We start from the raw sequence: 21,574 nt of genomic DNA, 5'->3' as shown, positions 1-21,574 counted from the left end.
CGCGCCGTGGATTTTGCTTTGCCTGCCGATCTCGTCGCCTATCTCGACGAGCTCGATCGCTTCATCGCTCGCGAGATCGAGCCGCTCGAGGACGAAGACGACAACATTCGTTTCTTCGACCATCGTCGAGAGTGGGCGCGCACCGATTTCGATCACGGCGGCTTGCCGCGGGCTGAATGGGAAGCGCTGCTCCGCAACGCCAAGGACCGTGCCGACGCCGCGGGGCACCTGCGCTTTGCTATACCGAAGCGCTACGGCGGCAGGGACGGCTCCAACCTCTGGATGGCGGTGATCCGCGAGCACTTTGCCTCAAAGGGGCTTGGCCTGCACAACGATCTGCAGAACGAGCATTCCATCGTCGGCAATTTCCCCATCGTTACCATGCTCGACCGCTACGGCAGCGGCGAGCAGAAGAGCATGATCGAAGGCTCGATGACCGGGAAATATCGCATCACCTTCGGCCTCACGGAGCCCCGTCATGGTTCGGACGCCACCCACATGGAAACCCGCGCCGTGGCCGCCACGCGCGACAACGTCAGGGGTTGGCTGATCGATGGCGAGAAGATGTGGACCACCGGCATGCATGTCGCCACCCACTGCGCGCTGTTTGCGCGCACCTCGGGCGACGATGGCGACGCACGCGGCATCACCTGCTTCCTGGTGCCGGCAAGATCGGAAGGTGTGAAGGTGGAAGAATACATGTGGACCTTCAACATGCCGACCGATCACCCGCGCGTCAGCTTTACGGAGGTCTTCGTGCCGGAGAGCGCCGTTTTCGGCGAAGTGGGCAAGGGTCTTTCGCTCGCGCAGTGCTTTGTCCATGAGAACCGCATCCGCCAGGCTGCGAGTTCGTTGGGCGCCGCCGTCTATTGCATCGACGAAAGCGTGAAATATGCGCGGGAGCGAAAGCCATTCGGCCAGGCGCTTTCGGAAAACCAGGCGATCCAGTGGCCCCTGGTCGAGCTCGCGACCCAGGCCGAGATGCTGCGGCTATTGATCCGCAAGACGGCCTGGGAGATGGACCGGATGACACAGGCGCAAGTCGAAGAGACGCTCTCGGACAAGGTGTCGATGTGTAACTTCTGGGCCAACCGCCTGTGCTGCGAGGCGGCTGACACCGCGATGCAGGTGCATGGCGGCATGGGCTATTCGCGCCACAAGCCGTTCGAGCACATCTACCGCCATCACCGCCGCTACCGCATCACCGAGGGTAGCGAGGAAATCCAGAAGCGGAAGGTGGCGGGGTTCCTGTTCGGTTATATGGGGCCGGGGAAGCGGTGATGCGACGCTTGGCATGCGGTCTCCACGCAACGTCTCCGCAAAGGGAAGCGCACGTGGCCGTCTTGTACAGCGTTCATCAGTAGCCTCGGTTAGGATATATACCTCCAACTGCCGCACTTTGAGCCGAGGAATTATGATGGCCGCGATTGAAGGCAACGGTAAATCGTCAGGTCGGAAAGCTGAACGGCTTTACGGTATTATGGCGCAAACGCCACAAGAATTTTGGACGACCCCAACCATGTCTCCGCAAACATCGGAGACACCAATGCCCCTCGGGACCATCCTATCTAAGCAAGCGCTTCACACACTGACTCAACTCCACGCCGAGCTAGCCGGGAAGATCGAAGGCAACCGCAAGCACGGTGACAAGCTTCGAATGCAGATGATGCAAGTCGAGGCCGTCATGAAGATGCTCAACCCGGAAGTGAACCTCCGGGCCATCGCCGTCAAACGGCGCAACCAAGGCAATCCCTGGTTCAAGCGCGGGACGCTTTATAGGGCTGCCGTGGATACGCTGCGGCGGGCGGAGAAGCCTATAATGGCGCGCGAACTGGCAATGGCCGTGCTGGACGGCAAGCAGCCGGAAGCGACCCGGAAGCAAGAGATAGACATACAGGCGGCGATTCTAGCCGCGCTGCGAAATCACGATGGTAAAGGTGTTGAGATCGCACCGGGGGATAGGACGGGACCGGCGCGGTGGCGGCTAAGCCTGCAATCTGATATGGATAGAAGTTGATGGTCGGGGCTGGCACCCCGATTCCATCCTCATTGATAACGTTGGACGTCGTCTGAGGTCACTTTAGACGAAACGGGAGCGCTTGTCAGCATGGATCATATTCACTCGCCACTTCTCCGCAGCCAATGCAAGATATTCCGCAATTTGTCGGCGATTTGCTGTGGAATTTCTGGACAGTTTCAATCGGCATCGTGCTTGCGATAGAGCCGGTCGTGCGTTGGTTTTGGCCCGGATACGACGCTTGGGCAACGGGCTACCTAACCGCTGATCATCGAAGGCAATTGACGCGCATTGCGGCAATCCTAGCTTTTTTGATGGCTAATTATATCGCCTATCATGGGGCGAAGGTTGAGATGCGGGCATCGAATGATCGTGTGACCCAAGCTGATAAAAATAACGAAGCAAAATGGCCCGCACTCACGACTAGTGAAATAGCTGCCTTCCGGGCACGAGCCCAAGGCATCCCGCCAGAGCACATTGTTGTTGCGTGCGAGACGGTAAATTGCCGGGATTTGGCAGATGGCCTAGCCAATGCATTGAAAACTGTCCCCGGTTGGAAGGTCGAAATTTTGCATCGGGGAGGCTTAGATATAACCGGCGTCACCGGCATTCAAATAAACCCAAACGAGGCAGCAACTGTTTCCCTGAAAAACTCCATTGAAGCCACCACGGGTTTAACTGTGACGATGGGGCCGGATACGCGGAAGGATGTAGGCGGCAATCAATCGTTTCTTGTTGTTGGAAACAAGCCGTTTTAGGAAGCTTGAACGTGCCGCTGCCAATAGCCGGTGAAGTCAACCGACTTGCCGCGCTTCATCGCCAGCGCCGCAATCCGGTTTCTTTCTTGCTTGCATTGCAGCAATGGAACTGGACGGGGTAGCGTTGGAGGAAATTTAGGGGGCTTAGGTTGCGTTGGTCAGTACCGCGTGAGTTGCTTTGGGCGATCATCGTATCGCTCACGATTGCAATAGTTGCACTGTGGCCATCAAAATATCCCTACCGCGAAGCTCCAAATATCCATTCTCAAGAGAAAACCGAAAATCGCGTAGGCCGCGACCGCGCCGCCAACGAAAGACCATCCTCTCCAATAGAGACTGCTAGCGAACAGCAAGCAAAGCACGCTGGCGAGAACGCTTCCGAGTTCATCTTCCTCGGTATCAAGCCCGGTGAATGGCTTCTCGGAATCGCGACGTGGATGCTTTGGCTCGCTACGGTTCGCCTCGTAAAAAAAACTGAGGACGCTTCGCGACGCCAGTTGCGTGCCTACGTCGGTCTTCAAAAGGGCGAAGTGGTCAATCTTGATAACATCGATGAACTTCGGGCCGATCTCATTTTTCGAAACGCCGGTCAGACTCCAGCTTATAAGCTGCGCACTTGGGGCGGGATGTCCGTTCGGTATGAACCGCGTCCCAAAGATATTCCCGCGCCAGCCCGCGATCCCAATTCGATCAGAAAAGCGCAAATTCTTCCAGACGGCGAATTTGGCAGAACAGAATCTGGAGATGTACCTTTTGCCATCAAAGCCGACATAATCGCCGGGAAGGCAACCCTCTTCGTGTATGGCGAAATTTATTACACCGACGCTTTCGGACGGAACTACTTGCAAACTTACCGATACTTTTGCGGCGGTGGGCATCCGAACTCCATCCTTCAAAAGAAGGGGAAAACCGTCGGCAGGTTGGCCCCCCATGAGGGTGGAAACGATGAAGTAGAATGCGGCCAAAAACCGCCAAACTAGACCGCGCATAGACCACTCCTTTTAGGCGGTCGGCGTCACGGCGAAACGCTTGTGGCGTTTGCGCCATAATACCGCAGTTCCTTCCTGGTGAGAAAAATCCCTTGCGCCGTCGGGCAAATCACCTTTAGAAGCCCGCCCGTCCCACGCCCGATCAGGGGCGTTTCGCGATCGTCACGAACGTTGGGCGCGGGATGCGATGGACGCTGTATCGTCAGCTGACGAGTGACGATGTGGCGGACGGTGAAGTCGTGTGGTCTTGACGCCTCGACGCTGGCGTTAAGTTGGCGACGATTGCCCTTGGCAATCGCGCTGGCGATGGTGACAAGAAAGCCCGATCACCAGAGAGAGCACGGAGTAAGCCGTAAACTGTCGCGCAGGGAAGGCCGGATCGCTCCGGCGTACCTGTGGTGACTAACTCGTATGCTTTCTTCATTTGCATACGAGGCTGCGGGTGCGCAAAGCATCCGGCTTTCCCTGCGCCCTTATCTCGCGAGGGTGGTGAACTTCTCAAAACCCGGGCGCGAATAGTGCCGCGGGAACGTGCGTCGTCGTGCGGAACGGCAATAGGGCCCTGCCGGTGCGAATGAATTGTTCTGCCCGGTTATACGGCCGGGATATTCCCGGCCGTTCGGCCGATAGTATGACGAGGCTGTAATTCGCAAATTCGTTCCTATCTTGATCGATAGGAGTAACCCATGTCCTTTTCACCGGACGCACTCACCGAGTTATCTGCTGCGATCTCCGCGCGTGCGGGGATTGCGAAAAATGCCGTCGCCGCCGTTCGTCTTGGCGAAGACCGGCATCTGACCGGAATGATCTGGCAAGCGGATGTTGTTGTCGTTTCCGAACAGTCCTTGCCGCGCAAGGATGAATTCGAACTGGTCGTGCCCGGAGGTTCGACTCTCACGGCCAAACTCGCCGGGCGCGACGCCAGTACGAACATCGCCATTCTGAAGACGGCGGGTTCGATGACCGCGCCGTCCTTTGCGGCCGCGGAAGCGCAGATGGGGACGCTGGCGCTCGCGTTCGGCGCCGACGGCGAAGGCAGCGCCAGCGCGCGGCTCGGCATCGTCAATTTCGTTGGCGGTGAATGGCATTCCCGCCGCGGCGGCCTGATCGACCGGCGCATCGTTCTTGATATCGAGCTTGCGTCCCGCGAAGAGGGCGGACCTGTGTTCGATGCCGCCGGCGGCTGCTTGGGCATGTCGACCTTCGGGCCGCGCGGCCAGGTCATCGTCATTCCGCACGCGACGCTGGCCCGCGTGGTGCCGCAGCTCATCAGGGAAGGTCATGTCGCACGCGGCTGGCTCGGCGTCGCGTTGCACGCCGTCGCCGTTCCCGATGCGCTCCGCGAGAGCGCCGATCAGAACAGCGGCATGATGGTGATGTCGGTGGTCGAAAACGGACCGGCCGCACAGGCAGGCATTGTGGCCGGCGACATTATTCTCAGTGTCGATGGGATAGCCGCGCAGCGGTTCAGAAAACTCGCGCGCTATTTCGGCAGCGACAGCATTGGGCGCAGGGCGGATGTTCGCCTGATCCGCGGCGGTGCGGTCGTCACGGTCCAGACCACCATTGCAGAACGGCAAGCTGCATGAGCGAAGCGGCGAACGATATCGGTTTTGCGGAGCGGTTACGGGTGGCTGTCCGGGCCGATGATCCGCTACGCCGCAACGTGCTGTGCAAGTCGGTGACGGAAGCGGGCCATGTGATTGTCGACGAGCATGATGCCGCCGATATCGTGCTCGCCGACGGCGGCCGACCGCCGGAAGAGGTTCGCAACGTCGTCGGACTTGGCATCGCCGATGACCGTCTGCGCGGCGCGCTGCCGCGTGATGCCGATGCGCGGCAGATCGATGCGGCCATTCGTGCGGTGGCCGCCGGGCTCGTCGTCCGCGCGCCGCCATCGCGCGACAATGGTTTTGGCGCGATGCGCGAGGCCGACGGTCATGCCTTGCTGACCCCGCGCGAGCTTGAAGTGCTCGCAGCGCTGGCGGAGGGCATGACCAACAAGGCGATCGCGCGCCGCCTGGACATTTCGTTGCACACCGTGAAATTTCACGTTGAATCGCTGTTCAGGAAGCTCAGTGCGCGCACCCGAACCGAAGCGGTGGCGAAAGCAGCCGAGCGCCGCCGCAGCGACGTCATCATGTTGTGAGGATCGCTAGGCGATGATCCTCTCAAGCAGGTCGCGCATCAGCCCCCGAAGCAGGTCGAGCTTGTAGCCGGTCATGGGCAACGGGTTGGCGCCGACGGTGGATTGCGCGACCGCCTTGTCGATGGTCGCGGCATTCGCCGCAGCGCCTCGCAGGACAGATTCCGCCGCCTCGAGCTGAAGCGGCACCGGTGCAATTCCGCCGGCCGCGACGCGGGCAAGCTTGAACGTTCCATCCGCGATCACCGCGCGGACGACAACTTCCGCCAGCGGCCACTCCGCATGGCTGCGGCTGATCGCGCGACGATAAAGTGCGCGCTCACCGGCGGCGGGGACGTCGAGATCGACGCTCTCGATGACTTCGCCGGGCGCGAGAAGATTATCGGCATGGCCATTCGAGCCATCGCCCAGCAAGGCGGCGATGCCAAGATGCTGACGCTGGTTGGTCGTCACGGTCGCGTCATAGGCCAAGAGAGCCGCGGCCATCGTGGAAGGATGCGGCGCGATGCATGGGCCGAGATCGAAGGCGACGCCATAGAGATGATTGCCGTTGCGCGCCGGGCAGGCATCGCCTCCCTTCTTGAGGCAGGCAATATGCGGATCGCGGAAATACCAGCAGCGCGAGCGCTGCGCGAGGTTGCCGCCGAGCGTTGCCATATGCCTGATCTGTGGCGTTGCAAGTCCCGCGGCGGCCGCGGCCAGTCCGGGATAGGCGGCGGCGAGCTTTGCGTCCGCAGCCAGCGTTGCGATCGTTGTGAAGGCGCTGATCCGCGCGGCCCCATTTTCATTCCATGTGATGTCGGGCGCACCTGCCGGGCGGACCAGATCGATCAATGGGCCGCGCGAAACGCCGCTGCGCCGCCGCTCGGAGAGATCGGTCCCGGCGGCGCGGAATTCGGTGGGCGATATGGCTGCGGACGTTGCGCTGTCGGTCATGCCACGCTCCTCTGACTGAGCAGAGCCACCAGCCGGTCGGGCCGGATCGGCAATTCGGTGGCACGCACGCCGATGGCGTTGCGGACGGCGTTCGCAATCGCCGGCGACGTCGGTACGGTCGCGACCTCGCCGATACCGACGCTGCCGCCGAGCACATGATCGAAACCGGCCTCGTCGAAATGAACATCAATGTTGGGCGTGTCGGCGATACCGGGAATGCGATAATCCTCAAGGCCCGCCGTGAGGATCCGTCCACGTAGCGGATCGACCTCGCGTCCCTCGTACAGCGCGTAGCCGATGCCTTGGATCACCGAACCCGCAGCCTGGCTGCGCGCCAGCGCCGGCGCGGCGAGCTTGCCGACTGCAATGCCGGTGTGGACATTGAGCACGCGCACGTGCCCAAGCCAGGTGTCGACCTCTACTTCGATCACCTGTACCGAGCTTGGCACGCCGGAGCCGACGGCAAGGTTCGAGAAACGCCGTAACATCCACCCAAACACGGCTCCCATGAAACCGGCCTGCTTCAGCGGCGAGCGGACACCTGGCGCCAGATTGCGGCTGTCTTCGGGGCGCGTTGCCGACACCTTGATGTCGGCGGACGCCGCGATCAGTTCGCGCCAGGGTGCATTGGAGCCCGGCAAGGGCTTCTGTTTTGCACGGCTTTCGATGATGGCTTTGAGTTGATGGATCGCAAGCAGCGTCGGCGGCACGACCGAGGCGGTGGTTCGGCTGCCGCCGGAGCCGGGTCCTACGGGAAGGATCGAATCCCCGATCCGAACCTCGACCTCCTGTGGATCCAGTCCGAATTCGCGTGCGACCGTGTTGGCGATCACGGATCGGCTGCCGGTGCCAATGTCCTGGATTGCAGTGCTTGCGATCAATCGCCCTGCCTTGATCGCCAGTTCAACCTTCGAGCCGGGTTGCCACAGATAAAGCCAGTAGCCGCTCGCCACGCCGACGCCGCGGCGATAGCGTCCGCTCTTTGACGAGGCCGGCTTGGCGTTGCGCCACGTCTCCAGTCCGGCAGCCCAGTCATAGAGCCGCTGGCGATTCGGATCGGTGTCCCAGCGTTGGCGAAGCTTGATCGGGTCGAGTTGCAAGCGAAGCGCGGCTTCGTCGACGGCCTGTTCAAGCGCAAAGGCCATCGGAGGCCCGCCGGGCCCGCGAAATGGCGCACCCGGCGGCAGGTTGCTGATGACGTCGAAGTCGGTCAACGCCTTGGCCTCCGCGGGATAGATCAGGCGCGCGAGTGCGGCGATCGTGGAATTGACGCCGGCGCCGTTGTCGGACCAGGCCGTCAGCGACAGTGCCTTGAGCTTGCCGTCCCGTGAAGGTAGCAGCGCGATGTCGAGCTCGGTGCCGGGACGATGTCCGGTGACGGAGAGTTCGTCGTGGCGGTCGAGCGCGACGCGAACCGGCGCCTTGGCGGCGCGCGCCAGTTCGATTGCGGCGATGGTGTCGATGCCGAGGCTGCCCTTGGAGCCGAACCCGCCGCCGACATGGTCGGCGATTACGCGAACCTTGTCATGGCCGATCTTGTAGCGCCTGGCAATCAATTCCATCACGTGAAAGACAGCTTGCGTGGAGACGTGGAGCGTCAGGTGATCGCCGTCGAAGCGGGCAACCGTGGCATGCGGTTCGAGGCAGCTATGTGACTGGCCTGCGGTACGAAACACATCCTTGATCAGCAGCGGATCATTCGCCGCGGTCGCATTTGCGACCTCGCCGCGTACCATCTTCGTCTTGTGCGAGAAGGCGGCGGACGGCCCGCGTACATTCTGCTTCCACGACGCGGGTGCCGGCGAGCCCTCCGAAACGTTGGCGGCTTTCTTGCGGCTTGATCTTTCGAACACCAGCGGCGCATCCGGCTTGCGCGCGGCGTCGAGCCCGACGACGAAAGGCAATGGCTCGCAGGCAATGCCGATCGCAGCCGCGGCTAGTTTCGCGGTGGCGTGATCCCGTGCGGCGACGGCGGCAATCGGCTCGCCGACGTAGCGCACAATCCCGTCGTCGGCGAGCAGTGAAATCGCCGCCATGACGCCGGGCAGCGCGCGCGCCGGCGCAAGATCGAGTGCGGTGATCTTGCCGTGTGCAATGGCTGAGCGAACGATCAGGCCATCGAGCTGCCCTTCGTGACGGATGTCCACGGTGTATTTGGCATCGCCCGTCACCTTGTCGCGGGCCTCGACGCGGGGCGCGGCAGCTGTCTCGCTGTCGAAGCGGCCGCTGCAAGCGTCCGCCACGGCGCGAAGAATATTGTCATAGGCGCCACATCGGCACAGATGCCCCGAAAGCGCCGCACCGATCTCCTCGCGCGACGGAGGCGTCGTGCCCTGTGCCTTGCGCCAGTTGTCATGGAATGCGGCCGCTTCGACAATGAATCCGGGCGTGCAGAAGCCGCACTGCAAGGCGTCGAGCGCCATGAACGCGCGCTGAATCGGGTGCAGCGTCGCAGCCGCGATTCCCTCAACCGTGGTGATGGCCCGGCCCGCGGCGGATGTTGCCGGCATCAGGCAGCTCGCAACCGGAACGCCGTCGAGCAGCACTGTGCAGGCGCCGCAGACACCGGCGCCGCAGACGAGCTTGGTTCCGGTCAGGCCCAACTGATCGCGAAGCACATCGGTGAGAAGCGCATCCGGATCATCCGGCAAGGTTTCGATGCGGCCATTGATCGTCACACTTCTCATCGCGATCTCCTTTTGGCACGGGATTGGGATACGGCGGGCGCAATCGCGCCGGCCACGAGAAGGCGGACCATCCGGTCGAGTTCACGCAAGAGCCTCGTTTCGAGCCGCCGATTGTTGAAGCCGCGGATGGCGGTCTGAATGCAGTGGGCGAGATCGCGCGAGGTCATGCGGTTCTGCAACGCGAGGCCTTGCCTGGCGCAGACGCGATCGATGGTTTCCGCGCGCAAATCGGCATTGTGTTCGACAAAACTCTGGTAGAGATCGCGGGTCTGGAGCTGATGCTCCGACATCAATTCGTCGGCTTGCGGCGAGTCCTCGACGCATTGGATCAGATAGCGAAAGCGCGCGCCGATTTGCGCCGCCAGAATGTCGGCCAACCCGCCACCGGCCTGTTCCTGCTCCAGACCGGCCGTGGCCTCCGCTTCATAAGCATATTCATGCAGCTGTTCGACCACCGCCCGAAACAGCGCTTCCTTGCTTTCGTGATGATGGTAGAGCGCCTGCCGCGTGAGGCCCGCTTCCTCCGCGATCTGGCTCATCGATGCGCGGCGGAAGCCGAACCTCGCGAAGATGTTTTCCGCCGCCGACAGAATGCGATCCGAAGAATCCATCCGACAATTTTGACAATCATAGTCAATTTGTCAAATTGCGCTCGCGCCCGCTGCTTCACTTTCCTGCGAGTTCTCGGAAGCCCTCGGCCGCAACCTTTTTTCTTCCGTAAGAAATGATCTTTCCGACTGTCGGATTGATAGCCGCAACCCGCATGATCGAGACGCGAAATTTGCCCCTGGAAGAAATCTCGCGCTGATTCTGTTCAACTGATCGTCATTCGATCTCTGACAATTGATAAATATTCTGTGCGTGCGACGCTGATGCATGCGGCATTGTTTCGCTGTGCCGCCTGCAAAACTGATATAATCGTCGCGAGACAATGACACAGGCGACCAAACAGGCGATTCAATATGAATGCTTCCGAACGGAACTCTGCTGCGCTAATCGATCCCGTCAAGCTCGACCGGCTGGCGGAAGTCGCCATCAAGGTCGGCTTGAGACTCGATCGCGGACAGAATCTTCTGGTGACGGCGCCGACGGTCGCACTGCCTTTGGTCCGCAAGATCGCCGAGCATGCTTACAAGGCCGGTGCGGGTCTCGTGACTCCGATTCTGTCGGATGAGGCCATCACCCTGATGCGTTACCGGTTCGCGCCGGACGAGAGCTTCGACCGCGCCGCCAATTGGCTCTATGAAGGAATGTCGAAGGCATTTGCCACCAACACCGCGCGGCTTGCCATCGTTGCCGACAACCCGATGCTCCTGTCGGGCGAGGATCCGGCGAAGGTGGCGCGCGCCAACAAAGCCAACTCCATTGCCTACAAGCCGGCCCTGGAGCGCATCGTCAATTTTGATATCAACTGGAACATCGTCGCCTATCCGTCGCCGTCATGGGCCAAGCTCGTCTTTCCCAAGGACGAGGAAAATGTGGCGGTCGAAAAGCTCGCGGACGCCATCTTCTCGGCATCCCGGGTCGACAGGGATGACGCCGTTGCAGCCTGGCACGCGCACAACGAGATCTTGCGCGGCCGGAGGGCGTGGCTGAACGCACAGAGATTCGGGGCGCTGCACTTCTCGGGACCCGGCACCGATCTCACGGTTGGGCTTGCGGACGGACATGAGTGGCAGGGCGGCGGTTCCACGGCAAAGAACGGAATCACCTGCAACGCCAATATTCCGACCGAAGAGGTCTTTACCACGCCGCATGCCCGGCGGGTCGACGGCCATGTCGTCAGCACCAAGCCGCTATCGTACCAGGGCTCGCTGATCGAGAACATCGCGGTGCGCTTCGAGGAAGGGCGCATTATCGAGGCCAAGGCAACGCGCGGCGAGCAAGTTCTCAACAAGGTGCTCGATACCGACGAAGGCGCGCGCCGTCTCGGCGAGGTCGCCCTGGTGCCGCATTCTTCGCCGATCTCGAAGAGCGGATTGCTGTTCTTCAACACCTTGTTCGACGAAAATGCCGCCTGTCACATTGCACTCGGACAGTGCTACTCGAAATGCTTTGTCGACGGGACGCAACTGCCGCCGGACCAGATCGCGGCGCAAGGCGGCAATTCCAGCCTGATTCACATCGACTGGATGATCGGTTCGGACAAGATCGACATTGACGGTCTTTACGCCGACGGCCGCCGGGTACCGGTGTTCCGCAAGGGCGAGTGGGCCTGAACGATCCGATAACGCCCGCTGCTAAAGTTGCAACGGGCGATTGTTATCGAAGCCGCTAAGGAAAGCTTAAAAGATTGTTATTAGCTTGGCGGCCGATGTCGCCGGGCTGATGCGTGTTGCATTTTAGGCAAGTTTTTCGGCGTTTTTGAGGGGCAGAGATGGCATTGATTGAAACGACCAACCTCGTCGTCAACCTGGCGTCGAGGCCGATCGAGCCGTCCTGGATCATCGAAGGCAATCCGGTCGCCCAGTCCTGCGTGCTTTCGCAAAGCGCCGATGGGCTTGCTTCCACCATCGTGTGGGAATGCAGTGAAGGCAAGTTCAACTGGTCCTACGATTTCGACGAAACGATCCTGATCCTGGAAGGGTCGATCGTGCTCGAAAACGAAACGATGCCTCCGACCCGTTACGGTCCCGGCGACGTGGTTTTCTTCCGCCACGGTGCGCACGCGAGGTGGCACGTCGAAGGGCGCGTTCGCAAGCTCGCCTTCTGCCGACGACCCAGCCCTACGTGCTAGGCTTCGCCTTGCGCGCGTTCAACAAGATCAAGCGCATCATGTTTCTGTCAGAGAAGCGCGGCGGGGCGAGCCTCGCCGCTACCTGACGCCGATTCGCCTTCAGCGATGCCTTATCCTCGGTCGAGCTTCAGCCGATAGACGTTCGTTGCCGTCCCCGAAAAAAGCGCATTCTTTTCCGCTTCAGTCATGGAGGCGGAAATGCGTTTGAACGCATTGAAGATCACCTGATAGCTGCACTGTCCCTTGTCGGGCGGAAAATTGCTCTCGAACATCGCGCGCTGAGGTCCGAACGCCTCGATGCAGGTCTCGACATAGGGGCGCCATGCCGCGGCCAGTTCCTCCGACGAGGGCGGTATCGGCCGCTCATGAAAATCATAGCCGAGCAGGCACATCGCCAGCCCGCCGAGCTTCACCGCGACATTCGGACACTTTGCGATCTCGCGGATCGAAGCCTTCCAGGTTGTGAAAATTTCCTGACGGCGGTTGGCATATCGGCCGGTGCCGGCGGGCCCGCCGCAATGGTCGAGTACGATCCGCGTCTCCGGAAAGGCCCGGGCGAGATGGGTGAGTTCGCCGATCTGCGGATGGAATAACCACGCATCGTAGCTCAGGCCGAGCGGCGCCAGATGCGCAAAGCCCTTGCGGAACGTCCAATCCAGCAGGAGCCTCTCCGGCCGTGTCGCATACATGTGCGCCACGTCCGGATCGGAATCCCAGGCCGACGAATGCCGGATGCCGCGAAGGCGGCCCTGGGCCGCGGATATCTCCGCTTCCAGCACCGGGCGCGCATCATCGCCCAGGAGCAGATTTACGTGCCCGACGATGCCGGCGCAAACCGCGGCGGGTCCATAGCCGCCGCTCGCGCTCATCGCAGCAGTGCCATTGGCGAACTCGATCTCGCCGACGGGACGAAACGCTTCCGGTCCTTTCGCGCGGTACATCGAACGCGCTTCGACGTAGACGGTTGCGATAACATTGTGGCCGGAGGCGATATCGGAAGTGATGTCGTCGACAAGGTAGCGCTGGCCGCCGCGATCCCATAGATGATGGTGAGGATCGACAATCAAGCGAGCCGGGTCGAGCACTGCCTCTTCTCGCAAGGCAAGCCAGTCGGGCCGCGGATCGGCGTAAAGGCCGCTTCTCGTGGGGGGCAATGTACCGTCGGCCATTCGTCTTGTCTCCCGGAATTTAGCCTAGACGCCGCGAAGGATTATGACCGTCGGCGTCGCAGGCAAGCTGTCACGCGATATCGTCAGGCTGCGCTCGTTTCGCTCGTCAATCGCGAATTGCCGCCCGATCCGGCGCATGAATTCGTCGAGCGGCGTCGCGAAACGGTGCATCGGCAGCACCACCGAAGCGCGCAACCGTCGCGTGATTTCGGAGATGCCGTCGAGCGACACGGTGAAGGTGCCGTCGATCGGCACCATCACGATGTCGAGCCGGCCGATCGCGGCGAAGCGGCTGTCATCGAGCTTCTGGTGCAGATGACCGAGATGGCCGATGCAGAGGCCGGCGACCTCGAAGATGAAGATGGAGTTGCCGTCCTTGATCATCTCGCTGCTGGAGTCGCCCATGAAATAGCGGCGAATATCGGTGGTCACGTTGCGAATGAGGACGTCGCCGATACGCTCGTTGATCCGGGCCGGACTGCCGTCGTCGTTCCAGCCGTGCAGGACATGGGGAATGCGGGGGTCGGGGAATAGCGTGTAGTGGGTGCTGTGCGCCCGGTTCATGGTGACGACGTCGGGCAAGCGGCCGGTGGTGTAGGCGCCGCTGAAGTCGGTGGCGATCCGCACACCGTCGGGCGAGTCGATATAATAGGTTGAGTGGCCGGCATAGGTGATCGTGACGTCCTCGATCTTGGCCGTCGTCCGGCGCAACGACACCGGCGTCACGCGAGGCGGCGTCTGCGCCATGGCAAGGCATTCGCTGTTGCGCGGAGCTTCCTGCGCGAACGCGGGCGAGACCGAAAGGCCAAAGAAACTGAGGACGAGCGCAGCAACCCGCATCATGAAGGGGGTCAGAACCGGGACATTGGCGACGCGCTATCTTATCTTCGAAGTCGAGCGAGGTCACGGTCGTGATCGCGCATGTCTGGGCTGATGGCGCAGATGTGACGCGGTGATTTGAATTACCGCTTGTCGCACTTTCTGGTTAGAGTCGATGGGAACGCCACGGTCACAAGACGATCCCGGAGTTCCATGCCAGAACCCATCGACCGCTATCGCCGTCATATGCTGATGTTCGGCGCGGTCGCGACGGGAGGATTTGCGATGGAGTTTAGCCAACCCCGCCCAGCAGATAGCGTTGCACAGACCGCGGCCCCGCAACGCGCAACCTCATCGCATCGGCTGGAGCCGCTCCGTTCGGTCGATGCCGGTGTCCTCAATATCTCCTATTATGAAGCAGGTCCCGTCGACGGCCCTGTGGTCGTTCTCTTGCACGGCTTTCCCTATGACATTCACTGCTATGTCGATGTCGCCCCGCAACTGGCCGCCAAAGGCTGTCGCGTCATCGTGCCTTATTTGCGCGGTTACGGTCCGACGCGGTTTCTCGACCCCAGAACGCCGCGTTCGGGCGAACAGGCGGCCGTCGGCGACGATCTGATCGCACTGATCGATGCACTCAAAATCCAGCGTGCGATCTTCGCGGGCTACGATTGGGGCGGCCGCGCAGCCTGCGTCGCTGCGGCGCTGTGGCCGGAGCGTTGCGCGGGCCTAGTGAGTGTAAACGGTTATCTGATCCAGGACATTGCGCGCGCGATGGTGCCGGCAACGCCGCAGCGGGAAGTCGCGTATTGGTATCAGTATTATTTCCAGATCGAGCGTGGCCGCGCGGGTCTTTCCGTCAACCGGCGCGAGATCGCGCACATCCTGTGGCGGCAATGGTCGCCAAACTGGCACTTCGACGACGCGACCTTCGCGCGGACCGCGTCTGCGTTCGATAACCCGGATTACGTCGATGTCGTGATTCACAGCTATCGCCACCGCTATGGCCTCGCCGAGGGCGATCCGCGTTACGCGGCACTGGAACGCCGCCTCGCAGCGCAGCCGGCGATCGCAGCCCCCGCCGTCACGCTCGATGGCGATGCGGACGGCGTCAATCCGGCGACCGATGGCTCGGCACACGCCAAAAAATTCGGCCGGCGCCTTGCCCATCGCGTGATCCCGCACGCCGGGCACAACCTTCCGCAGGAAGAGCCGGAAGCCTTTGCCGCCGCCGTGATGGACGTGATCAAGGCGTGAGCGGAAGGAAAATTTACCTAATCGCGCCGCGGGCTGAATTTCCAGGTCGCCGCGAGAAGACTTGTGGTCATCAATCCCGTAACCAGCGCGGCGACGGGAAGCGAGAGCGCCAGCGCCGAGGTCGCCGCCCATCCGATCGAAGAGAAAGCTTCCGCAAAGGTGGCCAATCGTGACGATGTCTGGCGGCGGCGGAATTGGCTGCGGCGGGCCTGGACGCGGAACCAGAGCTGGATCGCCGTGGCGGAGACGGCCGCGATCATGACGCCGATCGCTGTAACGGCCGCCTGTCGTGGCGAAGCAAACATCAGGGCGATGACGAGCGGCGCGAACAGAACGGCAATCACGAGCAGCACCACCTCGATCTTGGCGCGGATCAACCGCGACGGCGGCAGCGGCGCGGTCTTCACGAGATCGGGCGCATCCTCGCCGGAGATGGTCAACCAGCCGAGACCGCCGGCGAGTTGTCCCGCCGCCATCACGATCACGGGCGTGATCAAGACAATGGCCAGCGAGCTATCGCTGAAACTTCGCCACAACAATACGGCGGGTGGCGCCAGATACAGCAACTGCATCAGGCTTTGCGACAGAAGCCATGGGTCGCGGCGCAGCAGCGTGAGTTCCTTCCGTCGTAGCGCCTGTTGCCGAGATCCGGTTCGGAACGATCGTGCGCGTGAGCCGCGGCGGGCCGAGGCGCCACTGGCCGAGGCGCGAGCGGCCGTATCCGCAAAGCTGGCCGAAAAGCTCACCATCACCGCGCCCAGCAGAAGAAACGCGGATGCGAGCAGGAGCAAGAGGGCTTCGCCATCGCCGAACGCTGCGCGGACAGGCCACCAGACGACACTGTCGGGGCCTGGCGCATAGGCTGCGGCGGCGTCCGAGGTAAGGACCGCAAAGCGCGACAGCGTGCCGTAAGACAGGATCGCGGCAATCTGCAGCGCGATGACAAAACCGGCGCCGATCACGGCGGCGAGAATCTGGGCGACGAACCGGGTCCGGCGCGGACCGATTGTGCGGAACAGCAAGATGGTGACGGCAATTGCGACGGCCGCGGCGGAAAGGCCGATCGCGATGACCACCCCATAGACCGCGAGCCAGCGCAGCCCCCCGCCGAGCATCAGGACGTCGATAAAGGGCGTCGCGAGCAACATCGCCATCGCGGTGACCGTCAGCGCGATGGCCGCGAGCCGTATCGAGAAGACATGGTCGAGCGCGACCGGCGACGACATGATCAGATCGAGATCGGCGCGTGAGTAGAACACCCGTGTCACCGATTCGACCGCCTGCGACAACATCAAGGCCCAGGCGAGGAAGGTCGAGGCAGTGATGACGATCATTGCCGATTTGTCGAGCGGCGAGCGAAGCGTGGCGTACCGCCCGATCACGGCGTAGGCCGGGATGTGCAGGAGCGCGCCGAAAACCAGAAGGCCAATGATCGCGGCGCGCCGCCTGCGCTGGCGGCCGCCCGTCATCATCGCCAGCCATTCGCGCCATGCCAGGCGGATTTCGTGGCTGGCGAACCAGCTGAGTGGGACGGTTTTGACGTTCGCCAATGCGGTTGTCATGCCGCCGCGGCCTCGTGGTCGACCAACGCGATGAACATGTCTTCGAGGCTGGTGTCGGTTCTGCCGTTCTGCTGGCGAAGTTCGGCCAGCGTCCCTTCCGCGACAAGTCTTCCCGCAGAGATCACGCCGATGCGATCGGCCATGCGTTCGGCGACTTCCAGAATATGCGTCGTCATGATGACGGTGCATCCGCCGCGCACGCGTTCGCCGAGCAGGCCCTTGACGTGGCGGGCGGAAAGGGCATCGAGGCCGGTCAAGGGCTCGTCGAGAATGATCAAGCGCGGATCGTGCACCAGCGCGCCCGCGAGCGCGACCTTCTGGCGCATGCCTTTGGAGAATCCCTCGCAGCGTTCGTTCATGTTGGCCTCGAGGCCAAGCGAGACAAGCAGTTCGCGCGCCGAACGTTCGGCGGCGGCCGGGTCGATGCCCCAGAGGCCTGCGACGAATTCGAGATATTCGACCGGCGTCAGCTTGTCGTAGATCATCGGCTCGTCAGAGACCCACGCCGTGATCTGCTTGGCCGCGACCGGATCCCTCAGCGCATCGATGCCCGCGATGGAGATCGACCCTGCATCGGGCTGCAACAGACCGGCCACCATGCACAGCGTCGTCGTCTTGCCGGCGCCGTTGGGACCGAGCAGGGCATAGAATTCGCCAGATCTGACGGTGAGATCGAGCGCATCGACCGCCGGACGGTCAAAACGCTTTGTTAACCCTCGCAGTGCGAGGGCCGATTGGTCGGAAGCCATGATGTCGGCAATCCTGGTTGCTGATACAACTATCGACGACCATGGACCGGAAACCGTTTCGGCGCGGTGAATCGGGGAACCGAAATTGTCACGCCAAACAAGTGGCGCTCACGGCCCGCTGGTCGCGAAGCCGACTTCCACGGGCTGCATGGCCGTCGAGCTGCAGCGCCAGCCGTCTTCCTTCTTTTGGAAGGCGAACGACTTTTCGATGCGCAAACGATAGCCGACCCGGAATTGCTCGCGGCTTCCGGGCGTGGCCTTCGGTCTGCCTGACTTCAAATCCCAGCAGGTGCCGGTACATCCCGATGCGATCCGACTACAAGCGGTGAAAGGCGAGAGAACAACCATCTCGATGGCGCTGGTGACCTCCGCACTGTCCTCGCTCTTCTTGCCGTCGATCTGAAAGACGCGGTTCACCGCGACGAAATTGCCGCACGCGCCGGCCAAATGGATCTGCGAGACGCAGAGGTCGACCGCGTCCGCATTCGGTGCCGGCGAGGCATGCTGTCTTCCGAACAGCTTTTTCGGATCACCGCCGGCTGCAACGACTTCTGCGATCTTGCGATCGAAATATTCCGACAGGCAGCCCTCGGAAGAAGGAAGCTCCTTCAGCGGAACGTTCTCCTTGTTGTCAAGCCCGCATTTGCGGTCGCGCTCCCTGGTCCAGCGCTCGAATTCCTCAGACGCATCCCGCGTTTCGTCATCCCCGAGTTTGGTGATCAGCCGCACCGCCTTCTCGTTGAGATCTTCCTTGGCGAGCGCCAGCGTCGGATCGCTGCAGATCAAGGCGCCGGCTGCCGTATGGACCGCGAGACAGTCGAAATTCGGGTCGGTCAGGATTGCGATCCGCTCTTCGGTCTCCTGCGACAGGCAGTCCCTGACCGAGCCGATGTTCTCCGCTCTGATCGGCTGCCGTCCGAGAATGCCGCAACTGGAATTGCGGTCCCGGATCCATTCGGCATTATCCTCGATGGCGAGGCGGCGGTTGGGAAGCCTGCTCAGGCGTTCGGCGATTGCGCGGCTGAGCTTGTCGCCAATGGCGCTGAGCGCAGCGTCGCCGCAGAAAATCTGGTCTGCCGGCGCGTTGATTTGGTCGCAGTGGTTCTTGGCGAATAGCGGCAGGATGTCGGTGATCGGCCGGTTGGAAGTCTCCGGATCATCGGCATGCGCCGGCTGCGCCAGGCCGATCCCGATGGCCACAATTGTCAGCCCCAAAGCCCACATCCCGATCCCCGAACGGAAAAGCACGACGATTACCCCGACTATCGTAGCTTGTCGGCCGTTGCAGCGAAATCAAAATTGTCGGCCGCCAGCCGTTGTATTCGGTGCGAATTTGATGTCGGCCGCCGCCAATGATACCGTGGCAAAATTGTCGAGTTGTGGGACCGGTATTCCCGCATTGCCCAGGTCTGGATCCGCTTTTTTTGAGAATGAGATTTGAAATTATGACGTTCTGGCCTGGTGCATTGCCGCGCGGATTGCTCGTCGGTTGTATCTTGCAACTCGGTCTCCTGTCAGCCTTTGCGCTGGTGTCGGACGCGCGTGCCCAGAAGCTCGTCGATCCAAACACGGTAGCGCCGGAATATCGAGCCGCGGCCGAGAAGCGCCGCGCAGAACAGCTCAAGCAGCTCCAGTGCTCGAAGAAAGCCGACGAGGCGAAAGTGAATCACAGGGATCACGCCGCCTATGTCAATGCGTGCCTCGACAAGTGATGTTTCTCGACAAGCGAGGCTAGCCTGCCCGAATCACGGGCCGGAGCCTGCATTTGTCTGCGACCGGACGTTGCGGATTGCCGGCGATCAGTGGGACAGAGGATCCGCCGAAGTGGCGAGATGAACCGCGATGACAGGCGTCGAGTCCTGAGGCGTCGTGCTCGCCAAAGAAGGCGCCGGGTCGTAACGCATGATGCCGCTGTCATCGATGACGAATAGCGGCCGGTGATGGCGGACATCAACGTCTTCGACCATTGCCATGCGCCGGTTGTCCAGCATCAACCAATGGCCTTCGAGCCGCGCCATCACCGCCGCATGATCCTCGCCACGCGTCTGATCGCGCAGGACGACGATCCTGATGTCTTCAGGCGAGACGCCGGCCATGCGCAAGGCGGCGAACTTGGCGATGGCATAATCCTCGCAATCGCCTGCGCCGGTTGCAAAGGTGTCGAGCGGCGGGCTCCAGACGTCGATCTGGCCATATTGGGCCATATCGCTCATCGCCCTGATCGCCAGGTTGATCGCACGATTGATCTCGCCAAACCGGGCGCGGCCTTCGCGGGCTCGCGCGGTATCAACGATGGCAAGAAGCTTCAGGGCGGCCGGCGATACGCAACGCTCGCGGTCGCCATCGCAAAGCGCAAGCTGCACCATGTCGTCTTCGAGCTTGCGCTCGACGCCGTTCCATTTGTCCAGCAAACCGCCGCCGGACAGCTTGGTCGCAAACAGCCCGAAAGGTTCGGCCGATTTCCGGATCAAATCCAGCGAGCCCGGTGAAATCAAACTGCCGGCATTGGCCGCAGGTCCCATTCCGACCAAGGCCCACGCAAGAATGACGGCACGCCAAGCATGCCCGTTGCTGAAGTAACCCATCCGACGCCCCTTTTCGCCCGGGCATCGCCACACCTCTCAGGTGCGCGTGATCGGGTCGTTTTGTGGGGATGATGGGAGGGGGTGCTTTTATTCTGCTTAAGGGTGGGCATCCGCAGCGGGAATGTCCCGAACAGGCTGAAGGACGCCTTACCGCTTTCGTGAAAATGCTGAGGAAATCGTGCCCGCGGCGTGCCCGGTCAACTTTTTGTCGAAAGTTGCCCGTTTTGCAATCCAGCTCGCAGTCTCAACGAAGAAATTGACGCTCTATCTCTAGGGACGAGATCGGACGAGGCTATAGATCGTATATCTTCAATAATATATACCTAGTTTGGCAAAAGTATTGGTCAATTATAACATTTATTACATTATAAACACGCAACTGGTCTGGCTTTTTACATCATTTTATACGACGAGACCGCCCCGAATTCGCAAATAAAATCCACATCGGTGGGGTTCGAAAAGAATATTTGCAAGCAGCAGATGGTTCCGCGAACCACCCGCCGATGATAAGGAGCTTAGACATTTAAGTTTATATTTTTATTAACCATTGCGGTGACCGGGGTGAATTACTTCGGCAAATTGGGTGCCAAGGTTTCCGACGCGCTTGGCCAGCATCCGAGCGCGCATCTTTATTCCGAAACCGTCCACGTACACCACGTCCCCTCCGACGCCATCGTCGTTCCCGACGCGCAATTGCTTTTCAGCGCGGAATTCAAGCGCACCGGCGTTGACCTGGTTCTCTCCGGCGATGGCCGGGAGTTCGTTGTGCACGACTACTTCAAGGGCGAAAAGCACGCGCCGCTGGCCTCGCCCGACGGTGCGCACCTCACCGGTAACATCGTCACCGCGCTTGCCGGCGAAGTCCAGGTTGCGCAGGCCGACGGCAATGCCGACGTCCACAAGGTCATCGGCCATGTGACCAAGCTGGTCGGGACGGCGACCGCGATCCGCAACGGCGTCTCGATCATCCTCAACAACGGCGATAACGTCGAAAAAGGCGACGTGGTCAGTTCCGGATCGGCTTCGACGCTCGGCATCACCTTCATCGACGGCACCGTGTTCGGCCTGTCGTCGAATGCGCGCATGGTGCTGAACGAGATGGTCTACGACCCGAACGGGTCGAACAATTCCTCGCTGCTGAGCCTGGTGGCCGGCACCATCAC

The 21,574-nt window shown here is 61.4% G+C and carries 18 protein-coding genes and 2 pseudogenes; 11 read left to right on the top strand and 9 right to left on the bottom strand.

Features of this window, described 5'->3' with window-relative positions; translation table 11 throughout:
• Positions 1–6 precede the first annotated feature (6 nt).
• The 6 genes from M6D32_RS17775 (at position 7) to M6D32_RS17750 (ending at position 5,913) form a co-directional block, all read left to right on the top strand.
• A complete protein-coding gene (locus M6D32_RS17775) occupies positions 7–1,281 on the top strand; it encodes an acyl-CoA dehydrogenase family protein (protein ID WP_298258528.1) in 1,275 nt (424 codons plus the stop codon).
• Between the two features lie 136 nt (positions 1,282–1,417).
• Positions 1,418–2,017: a hypothetical protein gene (locus tag M6D32_RS17770; protein WP_298258526.1), complete on the top strand. Its 600-nt coding sequence runs from the start codon at positions 1,418–1,420 to the stop codon at positions 2,015–2,017.
• A gap of 125 nt (positions 2,018–2,142) precedes the next feature.
• Complete coding sequence (locus tag M6D32_RS17765) at positions 2,143–2,775, top strand: hypothetical protein (protein ID WP_298258524.1); 633 nt, start codon at positions 2,143–2,145, stop codon at positions 2,773–2,775.
• A gap of 173 nt (positions 2,776–2,948) precedes the next feature.
• Positions 2,949–3,755, top strand: a complete 807-nt coding sequence (locus M6D32_RS17760; protein ID WP_298258522.1) for a hypothetical protein — start codon at positions 2,949–2,951, stop codon at positions 3,753–3,755.
• A 695-nt stretch (positions 3,756–4,450) separates the two neighbouring features.
• Positions 4,451–5,353 (top strand): S1C family serine protease, encoded by a 903-nt coding sequence (locus M6D32_RS17755; protein ID WP_298258520.1) that lies wholly within the window; start codon positions 4,451–4,453, stop codon positions 5,351–5,353.
• On the top strand, positions 5,350–5,913 hold the full coding sequence (locus M6D32_RS17750) for a response regulator transcription factor (RefSeq protein WP_298258519.1): 564 nt from the start codon (positions 5,350–5,352) through the stop codon (positions 5,911–5,913). Before M6D32_RS17755 ends, M6D32_RS17750 begins: the two co-directional genes overlap by 4 nt.
• A 6-nt stretch (positions 5,914–5,919) precedes the next feature.
• Here M6D32_RS17750 and M6D32_RS17745 read toward each other — a convergent pair whose 3' ends face one another.
• Genes M6D32_RS17745 through M6D32_RS17735 form a run of 3 tightly spaced genes read right to left on the bottom strand, consistent with a single transcriptional unit; the run spans position 5,920 to position 10,144 of the window.
• On the bottom strand, positions 5,920–6,846 hold the full coding sequence (locus M6D32_RS17745; protein WP_298258517.1) for an FAD binding domain-containing protein: 927 nt from the start codon (positions 6,844–6,846) through the stop codon (positions 5,920–5,922).
• Positions 6,843–9,533, bottom strand: coding sequence for a molybdopterin-dependent oxidoreductase (locus M6D32_RS17740; protein ID WP_298258515.1), 2,691 nt, complete (start codon positions 9,531–9,533; stop codon positions 6,843–6,845). The genes M6D32_RS17745 and M6D32_RS17740 overlap by 4 nt, the downstream gene beginning before the upstream one ends.
• Positions 9,530–10,144, bottom strand: coding sequence for a TetR/AcrR family transcriptional regulator (locus tag M6D32_RS17735; protein ID WP_298258513.1), 615 nt, complete (start codon positions 10,142–10,144; stop codon positions 9,530–9,532). Before M6D32_RS17735 ends, M6D32_RS17740 begins: the two co-directional genes overlap by 4 nt.
• Before the next feature lie 351 nt (positions 10,145–10,495).
• Between M6D32_RS17735 and M6D32_RS17730 the strand changes: the two genes are divergently transcribed.
• Together M6D32_RS17730 and M6D32_RS17725 are read left to right on the top strand one after the other, a co-directional pair.
• A complete protein-coding gene (locus M6D32_RS17730) occupies positions 10,496–11,752 on the top strand; it encodes an aminopeptidase (RefSeq protein ID WP_298258511.1) in 1,257 nt (418 codons plus the stop codon).
• 158 nt (positions 11,753–11,910) lie between these two features.
• Positions 11,911–12,356, top strand: a pseudogene (locus M6D32_RS17725) (cupin domain-containing protein).
• A gap of 24 nt (positions 12,357–12,380) precedes the next feature.
• On the opposite strand, the gene M6D32_RS17720 reads toward M6D32_RS17725, so the two are convergent.
• Together M6D32_RS17720 and M6D32_RS17715 are read right to left on the bottom strand one after the other, a co-directional pair.
• Positions 12,381–13,439 carry an amidohydrolase family protein gene (locus tag M6D32_RS17720; protein ID WP_298258509.1) on the bottom strand — a complete coding sequence of 353 codons (1,059 nt, stop codon included), beginning with the start codon at positions 13,437–13,439 and terminating at the stop codon, positions 12,381–12,383.
• Between the two features lie 24 nt (positions 13,440–13,463).
• On the bottom strand, positions 13,464–14,282 hold the full coding sequence (locus M6D32_RS17715) for an MBL fold metallo-hydrolase (protein ID WP_298258507.1): 819 nt from the start codon (positions 14,280–14,282) through the stop codon (positions 13,464–13,466).
• Positions 14,283–14,471: 189 nt separating this feature from the next.
• Between M6D32_RS17715 and M6D32_RS17710 the strand changes: the two genes are divergently transcribed.
• Positions 14,472–15,515 (top strand): alpha/beta hydrolase, encoded by a 1,044-nt coding sequence (locus M6D32_RS17710; protein ID WP_298258505.1) that lies wholly within the window; start codon positions 14,472–14,474, stop codon positions 15,513–15,515.
• Positions 15,516–15,532: 17 nt separating this feature from the next.
• Here the strand turns inward: M6D32_RS17710 and M6D32_RS17705 are convergent, their stop codons facing one another.
• The 3 genes from M6D32_RS17705 to M6D32_RS17695 form a co-directional block, all read right to left on the bottom strand.
• Positions 15,533–17,077, bottom strand: a complete 1,545-nt coding sequence (locus M6D32_RS17705) for a permease (RefSeq protein WP_298258503.1) — start codon at positions 17,075–17,077, stop codon at positions 15,533–15,535.
• A complete protein-coding gene (locus M6D32_RS17700) occupies positions 17,074–17,826 on the bottom strand; it encodes an ABC transporter ATP-binding protein (protein WP_298258501.1) in 753 nt (250 codons plus the stop codon). The genes M6D32_RS17705 and M6D32_RS17700 overlap by 4 nt, the downstream gene beginning before the upstream one ends.
• A gap of 108 nt (positions 17,827–17,934) precedes the next feature.
• Positions 17,935–19,074 (bottom strand): hypothetical protein, encoded by a 1,140-nt coding sequence (locus tag M6D32_RS17695; protein WP_298258499.1) that lies wholly within the window; start codon positions 19,072–19,074, stop codon positions 17,935–17,937.
• Positions 19,075–19,256: 182 nt separating this feature from the next.
• Between M6D32_RS17695 and M6D32_RS17690 the strand changes: the two genes are divergently transcribed.
• On the top strand, positions 19,257–19,538 hold the full coding sequence (locus M6D32_RS17690; RefSeq protein ID WP_366145843.1) for a hypothetical protein: 282 nt from the start codon (positions 19,257–19,259) through the stop codon (positions 19,536–19,538).
• 87 nt (positions 19,539–19,625) lie between these two features.
• Here the strand turns inward: M6D32_RS17690 and M6D32_RS17685 are convergent, their stop codons facing one another.
• Positions 19,626–20,411 (bottom strand): transglutaminase-like cysteine peptidase, encoded by a 786-nt coding sequence (locus M6D32_RS17685; RefSeq protein ID WP_298258497.1) that lies wholly within the window; start codon positions 20,409–20,411, stop codon positions 19,626–19,628.
• A 561-nt stretch (positions 20,412–20,972) separates the two neighbouring features.
• Between M6D32_RS17685 and M6D32_RS17680 the strand changes: the two are divergent.
• Positions 20,973–21,574: pseudogene (locus M6D32_RS17680) on the top strand (hypothetical protein); the annotation flags it as partial.

Source organism: Bradyrhizobium sp., assembly GCF_027307225.1.
Lineage (GTDB): Bacteria > Pseudomonadota > Alphaproteobacteria > Rhizobiales > Xanthobacteraceae > Bradyrhizobium.
This window is presented reverse-complemented; position numbering and strand designations above follow the sequence as displayed.